This is a genomic window from Pseudoalteromonas sp. BSi20495 (assembly GCF_000241185.1).
In the GTDB taxonomy this organism is placed as follows: domain Bacteria; phylum Pseudomonadota; class Gammaproteobacteria; order Enterobacterales; family Alteromonadaceae; genus Pseudoalteromonas; species Pseudoalteromonas fuliginea.
In genome coordinates this window covers 1-1,263 of the sequence record NZ_BADY01000196.1, presented here as the reverse complement: position 1 = coordinate 1,263, position 1,263 = coordinate 1, and the positions used below count along the sequence as shown (strand labels likewise).

Annotated in this window: 1 protein-coding gene; it reads right to left on the bottom strand. The window is 36.7% G+C overall.

Going from position 1 to position 1,263, the window contains the following annotated elements; translation table 11 throughout:
• Positions 1 to 486: 486 nt before the first annotated feature.
• Positions 487 to 930, bottom strand: a complete 444-nt coding sequence (locus tag P20495_RS00425) for a transposase (RefSeq protein WP_083503362.1) — start codon at positions 928 to 930, stop codon at positions 487 to 489.
• Between the last annotated feature and the right edge of the window lie 333 nt (positions 931 to 1,263).

The window sequence follows — 1,263 nt, the reverse complement described above, 5'->3', positions numbered from 1 at the left end:
GTTTTAGAATATGATTTGTAGACGTCGAGCTTGCTCACGTTAGAAGCAAGGCTTCTCATTGCTTTGTATATAGGAGTAAATGTATGTGTGGTTTGAATTTTGTAAAAGCGTTGCTTTTAAACGCCAGCAAGCTGCGCGTCTACAGGGTTTATACCCGGGTTTCAGAATATGATTTGTAGACGTTGAGCTTGCTCACGTTAGAAGCAAAGCTTCTCATTACTTAATACCCTAAAAACTACGTTTTTATACGCCAGCAAGCTGTGCGTCTACAGGGTTTATACCCAGGTTTCAGAATATGATTTGTAGACGTTGAGCTTGCTCACGTGAGAAGCAAGGCTTCTCATTACTTAATACCCTAAAAACTGCGTTTTTACACGCCAGCAAGCTGCGCGTCTACAGGGTTTATACCCAGGTTTCAGAATATGATTTGTAGACGTCGAGCTTGCTCACGTTAGAAGCAAAGCTTCTCATTACTTAAATATGCCATTATAAATATACACAGTCCCAAAATGGATATTCTCCAACCTCATTTACAAGCTTAGCACGTAAAGGGTTTGCAACAATATAACGTGCCTGGTTAATTAAATCCTCTTCAGTTCTAAGTTGATGCTCAAAATAGTTTTGCTGCCAAATTGACCCATTAGAATAATTAAACTTATTAATATTCACTGTGGTAATACTTTTATATTGCCTCACAACATCATTAAGAGGTAAATCTTTTAATTGAAACAACCAATGTAAATGATCTGGCATTAACGTATAGCAAATAGTATTTACCTTGTTTTGCATATAAACCAATCCTCTTATTGCTATACATGCACTTTCAAAATTTTTGAATATCTGAGTTCTTTTTTTAGTACATATTGTGACAGAGTAAAATTGGTTTTCGCAGGTGTAGCGCCCAGTTAATAGTTTTTTAGATGAATACATAAAGATTTTAATTTATTGGGTTTTTATAAATATAGATAAAACGCACTGTTCAACAAGTTATATGGTGTACCTAGAAGTAAACGTGAGCTTCTAATTGCTTATTAATACCCTAAAAACTACGTTTTAAACGCCAGCAAGCTGCGCGTCTACAGGGTTTATACCCAAGTTTCAGAATATGTTTTGTAGACGTTGAGCTTGCTCACGTTAGAAGCGTAGCTTCTAATTACTTAATACCCTAAAAACTACGCTTTTAAACGCCAGCAAGCTGCGCGTCTACAGGGCTTATACCCAAGTTTCAGAACATGTTTTGTAGACGTCGAGCTTGCTCACGTT